Below are 6,324 nucleotides of genomic sequence, written 5' to 3'. Positions count from 1 at the left end.
CAATATTGGATGTAACTGGATTACCATTTTGAAATGTCCAACGGTATCTTGTAGCACTTACGGATTGATTGACCAAATTTATTTTGACTGGCGACTGATAATCTTCATCTTCAAAATTGGGTGTCCATGTAAAATCTGATATTAAATCTGGTGCTACTGTCACCATTTGTGTTTGTATTTGTGTTTCAAAACCATTGGAGACTGTCAAAGTTATATTGTGATTGCCTGGTTGTGTAAAAATAATATTGGGTGGAGTTTTTCCAGAAAAAGTGGCGGGACTTCCATTTTGAAATGTCCAGTTATATGTGAATCCAACTCCTTGCGTAGCATTGGTAAGTTGTACTTCTACTGGTGGATTATTACTTTGAATAATCTGGTTGGAAAAACTAATATTGATGGCATCTTTAATTTCAATTACTTTTGAAAAAGCTTTACGTTCACCATCTTGGTTCTCTGTAGTCAGTTTAATAGTGTAAGTTCCCGCTTCGTTGTAGGTGATTTCGCCAGGATTGGGTTGTGTAGAACTGCTGGGTACACCACCTTCAAATTCCCAGTTGTAACTGTCAGCACCAATAATTTTATTGTTAATTTTAATAATGACTGGAACAGATTCATCAGCGCCTACAAATGTGGTTGAAAAATCACCATCAATAGTGACAAATGATTCTTTATAGCAACTGTTAGCAGTGATTATTAAAATTAAGAATAGGACGTATTTTTTTATCATCGCTGCTGTGTAATAATTAGTATACAATTTTTACATTTATTGAATTGCTTTTGTAAGGACCACATTTTACAAATACTACACCTTCAAAATAAGTTCTATTTGAATCTGTGAAAATATTGGCATTTGATATGCTAGGTATTTTATATACTAACTTTGTGCCTTCATTGCTTATATCGTTGTAGTTTGGATCAAATTGTGCATATCTACCATAACTAAAATTATATTCTCTATTTATATCCTTAAATACCAATACAGTTTCAGTTTGAGTGTTTGATAATCCGCTAACAGGTAATATTCCAGCTAGAATTTTATACCTGAAATTTAAGCCATCTATTTTTATTTCTTCTGCACCAGAAAACAAGTTTTTGTTTATAGCTGTAATTGAGGGTAATTGCTGATCTAAAATTATAATGTCTTTTTCAAAATAACTAGTTAATCCTGTATTGTATTTTATAGATAAAAAGTAAGAACCAACAGGAATTGAAAGAGGAATATCAAAATTAATATTGCCATTTAAAATTTGATAATTTACAGAATAAGCTATTTGGGTCGTTTTATTTTCTAAAAATACTTGTTGAACCGAATTTGGATTGGGATCTTCTTCAATAGTATTTGATGTATTCTGAAAATACAAATAATCCTGTGGTTCAGAATTAATCATTGTATATGTTGTTATATTTGATGATTTAACATTTTTAAATGTTTTACTTCTAACCAAAAAAACATCTGAATAAACCTGATTAGTTAAATTATTTTTAATCATAAGTGTGTAATCGCCATACTCTAATTTGGGTATTCTTAAATAAATTACTTGTATAGGACTATTTGGATTAACATTCCAACTAAATGCAGTTTTCTCAATATTTTTAATACTTACAGGGAAATTAATTGTGCCATTAGACAATGTTATCTCCCATTCTTCTACTTTTGTATCAAAATCCATCGCCAGAAAAGATATTTCACTTTCATTGATATTAGGTAATAAAACATCTTTTCTGAATTCTAAGAACCTAAAGATTTTAGGTTTTTCCTCTTCCTCTTTACTACAAGAAATTACAACTAAAGCTAGAATTGCAAAAAAATATTTTTTCATTTTTTTTAAATTTATCATATTAATTATAGTATTATTATTTTTCTTATCAACGTTTGTTGCGCCGTTTCTAAAACCAAAACATAAGTACCTGATGGCAATGCCACATTAAAATCGACCACATAATTTTTCTTTCCTGCTTCGCTTTTTTGAATAATAGCAGTTTGACCTGAATAAGAAAACAATCTTAATTTTACAGGACTTATTTCTTGCAGATTGACTACTGTGGTAAATTGACCATTGCTTGGATTGGGTGTGACTATAAAATCTTTTATAAATGGGCTATTGTTATTATTTGCATTTGGAATTGTACTTCTATCTTCGACTTTAATATTTTTTGAGAACAAAGCATAACAATCACCTTGGGTTTGCTTTAAAGAAATAGTATGCGTGCCAATAGTATTGAATTTTAAAACCACAAATTTTTGCTGTTGGTCTAAAATACTAACCCCATTTGGAATGACCCATTGGGTATTTTCACCAAACGGATTGCTGGTGTTTACCAACATTACTTCTTCATCTAAATAGGCTTGTGAAGTCACAAAAAACTCCGATTCAATATTAACCTGATTGGTTTGAATGATTATATCATCTTGGCTAATACATCCCAAAGAGGATATTACTTTGGCATAATAAGTACCCGCTTTGGTTAAGTTAACAGTAGCTGATCTTGATGTAAAACCATTTGTGGAAGTCCAAAAGTATTGAGGATTTGGATCAGTAATACTAATATCCAAAGCGTGTGATTGGTTGTTGCATAATGTTCTATCAGAACCAAGATTCACAACAATAGGGTCTGGATTTATTAAAACAACATTGTGTTGAAAGGTGCAACCCAATCGATCAGTTATGGTTACTGAATAATTCCCTGCTGGAATATTTGCTAAATCTTTAGAGCTTGCTCTTGTGTTCCATAAGTAAGTAAAAGGCGCGTTTCCACCTCTTATTATTAAATCAATAGCACCATCACTACCTTGAAAGCAACTTGGTTTTTGTACACTATCGGATATTACGATGTTTGAGGGTTGGGGCAAATTGACTGAACCTTGTACTACACATCTATTGGCATCAGTTACACGTACAAAATAATCACCCGCGCCTAATCCTGAAATGGTTGGCGTGGTTGAACCATTAGCATCGTTCCATTGGTAAGTGTATCCTGAAACACCACCAGAAACATTGGCAGTTGCAGATCCAGTGTTGGCATTGCCACATGTAACATCTTGTTTTGTAAGTGTCAATTCCAATTGAGCAGGTTGCTGTACAAGTATGGTTTTATCTACTTCTTGGGTTAAAATGTTGTTGGTGTAAATACCTAATTTTATTAGGTTGCTATCTTCTACATTTAAAGCATAGTTCCCATCTGAAACATAAGGCAAAGTGGTATTTTGATTGTCGATGGATTGCCAAGTACCATCAGGCAATTGTTTTTTCCAAAAATATTTATAGGGTTTACTGTAGTTGTCAAATCCTGTGTAAGGTACGCCACCAGTAACGGTAGCCAGTAGCTGACCATTTTGCGTTTCGTCTCTTTTCCCATCAGCAGGATTGAGGTCAGTTTCATTTCCAAATTGGTTGTTGGCATTGCATTTTGGAGGTATAGCTGTAAAAGTAACTACAATGGGTTGAGGTTGGGGTAAAATTTGTTCTGAATCTAAAACTGAACAACCACCTTGTTGCGTTGCTGTAGCATAATTTTTATCTTTTACGGTAAGTTTGTAAGTGTCTGCCCCTACATTGTTTAACGTAATATAAAATATACCTCCACTAAAATATGTATTGGTATTGGTTTGAACTACACCAAGGCTATTTTTCCATTCAAAATCGTATCTATTATTAGCAAAAGGCGTACCGCCAATTACTGTGGCTACAATTTTACCATTGGTACCACCATAAAATTTGGGTTGTTCTACCTCGGTGTAATTTACAACCACAGGTGTAGCGATAGGTTGAATGGTAATTGGTAATTCAATATCTATTCCTAATTCTATTACAGTACCTACTAATCTTTGTACTCTTGCTACGCAAGCTTTTGAATCTTTTACCTTAATTATATAATTTCGAGGATTTAGGTCAGTAATGGTATGAGTGTTTCCATTAGTAAAAGAAACCCATGTTGTACCTAAGTCTAAACTGTATTGATAAGTGTTTGAACCTTGTGTTGTACCACCCGAAGCATTTAATATTATTTTGCCATCATTGCCATTATAGCATAAAACATTGGTTTTTGTGGCGGTAAAGGCAACTGGTAGTTGGGGTTTTTCGATAGTGAAATTTCTAGTGTGATTAATTCCTGATGTGTAAGTGTTGAAGCCATCATAATCACCTGTAAATTTAATTGTATAATCTCCTGAAGGTAAGTTTGAAATGGTAAAGGTTTTGTCAGCATTCATGATTACATTGCCGCTTCGTACAGGAGTTGAAGTTACTCTATTTAACAAAGTATAATTTAATGTTTCGTCTGGAATTAAATTATTTTGTTGCTTACAACCATTACACCCTATTAATAACCTGTTAAATGTAAATGTTGCGGAACCGTCGTTAGTGTCGCTGTAGCAACGTACAGGAGTTGTGGTTGGTGCACCTTCAATATGTGGAGCAGATTTTAAATAAACAAGAGGTAGTATAGATCCTTGATTATTTGTTCCAAAATTATTAGTTTTTACTCTTAAAAAAAATTGTGAACCAATTAAATTGTCAGGAAGAAATTCACTTGGTTTTGCGCTTAAAAAACTTTTCCCCTGAAATTGAGGGGGTAGATTAGTCCAAGAACTACTATTATAATCTGGATTGGTTGAATATTGCCAATTATAATATTGGTCTAAAATTCCATACATACCATAAATATTAACATAATCATCATTTCCGACTAGGTTATTTGAAATGTCAGAATTTATAAGATTAACGATTGGATAGTTCTTAAGTCTCAATGAATGAGGTACTGGTAAATTTATTATTGGACTATCTTGCAGTCTAGAAAAAAGAATATTACCTGATGTTAAGCTTGAAGATGTAGAACCGCAAAAAATTGTTCCTGAATTAAAATTTGCACCAATTCTATAGTTAGTTAATAAATTATATTCATTATGTTCAGTATTATAGCTAAATGAAGTATTCTCAATGTGACCGTTTTCTGCTTTTACTATTACACCATTAACATTATTCGATTGAAATAAATATAAAAACCTTAATCCACCACAACAACAATTATCTTCAGTGCCATCACCGATGTATCCATTGATCTCTAATTTATAAGTTGCATTTCCTGATAAGGTATTTTGACCAAAACCAAAATTCCAGATAAATAAAAATAAAAAAGTAATTTTTTTCATAAGCGTAATGTTTTTATAAAAATATATTTCAAAGTGATTATACTATTGCCATAATTAAATTAAAAAATTATGTTTGGATTTAATTTTGTTTTAAAAATCAAAACATAAAAATTTAGAAGTTTTAGGAATTACTCATAAATATATATACCAACCGCTGTATTTATTGAAATTACATTATTTATAGAATTTGTAGATACATTAGTTTGTTCAGCTGGGTAATCGTTTAAATTGTATTTGAAAGCGTTTTCTCGAACATTGTCATTAATTGAATTTGGATTTAAAACGTTATTAGTGAAAGTCTCGTACTTAGTAATAGTTTTTATAGCATTATTGGCAGATGCGATGCTTTCTCCAATTGAAAACTGCTTAAATCCTAGAATATTTATAAATGGATTTTTTTTATTGTCGTATTCGTAAATTTCAATTGATCTGCTTTCGCTATTTGTAGTAACAGGGTTTCCATTATTATCATTAGCCGTACTTGTAAAAAAGTATTTATTTACACTTTTCACCAAATTGCCGTTTGCATAGGTGTAAACTGTTTCTTTGTTTTCTTTTGTCTCAACACCAGTTGTGCTGTCTACCTTATAAGTTTCTTTAAGAATGGTTCCATCAGGATTATAGGTGTAAATATTTTTTTCTTTGGTAATGGTTACAATGCCTTGAGAATTTGTATTATTTCTAATCTCAAACTCAGTTTTTAGTTTTCCGCTTTCGTACGTATATTCGCTAGATCTTGAAAATTCTGCTGTGTCAGTACTAGTGTCTTTAGTAATTAAATCACCAGTGTAGGTATATGTTTGAGTATCACTTCCACTTTTTATTGCAATAATTTTATTTCCGTTGTAAGTAAAAATACTTGAAGACGTCTTAACATTATTTGAACCGCTCGTTGTAATTGTTAGGTCTATTCGTTTCAATGAGTTAGAGCTAACTGCTGGTGTTTCATTAATTACTTCTTCTTTTGAACATGAAGTAATTGCTACTACAGCGATAAGTAATGTATGGAATTTTTTCATTTGTAAATATTTGATTTCACTAGTGTCCACTAAAAAATAAAAAAAGTTCTTTGAAATTATTGTAAATCTGTATTTTAAGAATCATTTTTGAGCGTGACGATTTGAAATGATTATTATTTTCGTAAATCAATATTACGAATATGAATCACGGTAAAT

General features: G+C 31.5%; 4 protein-coding genes. All 4 read right to left on the bottom strand.

What is annotated here, in order from left to right:
• Positions 1-754, bottom strand: a 754-nt coding sequence (locus RMN92_RS10690; protein WP_309609435.1) for a PKD domain-containing protein, incomplete at its 3' end; no start/stop codon positions are given.
• Positions 744-1,820 carry a hypothetical protein gene (locus tag RMN92_RS10685; protein WP_309609434.1) on the bottom strand — a complete coding sequence of 359 codons (1,077 nt, stop codon included), beginning with the start codon at positions 1,818-1,820 and terminating at the stop codon, positions 744-746. The genes RMN92_RS10690 and RMN92_RS10685, both read right to left, overlap by 11 nt.
• A 23-nt stretch (positions 1,821-1,843) precedes the next feature.
• Positions 1,844-5,149 (bottom strand): T9SS type A sorting domain-containing protein, encoded by a 3,306-nt coding sequence (locus tag RMN92_RS10680; RefSeq protein WP_309609433.1) that lies wholly within the window; start codon positions 5,147-5,149, stop codon positions 1,844-1,846.
• Positions 5,150-5,277: 128 nt separating this feature from the next.
• The gene (locus tag RMN92_RS10675; RefSeq protein WP_309609432.1) at positions 5,278-6,168 is read right to left on the bottom strand and encodes a hypothetical protein; all 891 of its coding nucleotides are present in this window, start codon (positions 6,166-6,168) and stop codon (positions 5,278-5,280) included.
• Between the last annotated feature and the right edge of the window lie 156 nt (positions 6,169-6,324).

Source organism: Flavobacterium sp., assembly GCF_031363805.1.
In the GTDB taxonomy this organism is placed as follows: Bacteria; Bacteroidota; Bacteroidia; order Flavobacteriales; family Flavobacteriaceae; genus Flavobacterium.
This window is presented reverse-complemented; position numbering and strand designations above follow the sequence as displayed.